Here is a 226-nt window from a genome sequence, read left to right on the forward strand (position 1 = left end):
CAGTTGTACTATGCTAAACAAGGAATTATAACCGAGGAAATGTTGTTCTGTGCTGCCCGTGAGAAGGTGGAGGCAGAATTTGTGAGATCTGAGATTGCTCGCGGACGAGCAATCATCCCTTCCAACAAAAATCACCCGGAGTTGGAGCCAATGATTGTGGGAAGAAATTTTTTGGTCAAGGTGAATGCAAATGTGGGAAACTCTGCTGTTGCCAGCTCCATCGAGG

At 46.5% G+C, this 226-nt stretch carries 1 protein-coding gene; it reads left to right on the top strand.

Going from position 1 to position 226, the window contains the following annotated elements; all coding sequences use genetic code 11:
- A partial coding sequence (locus C6N31_RS47555; protein WP_198359780.1) for a phosphomethylpyrimidine synthase ThiC occupies window positions 1-226 on the top strand: 226 nt, incomplete at both ends.

This window comes from Streptomyces fildesensis (assembly GCF_016107395.1).
Classification (GTDB): Bacteria; Actinomycetota; Actinomycetes; order Streptomycetales; family Streptomycetaceae; genus Actinacidiphila; species Actinacidiphila fildesensis.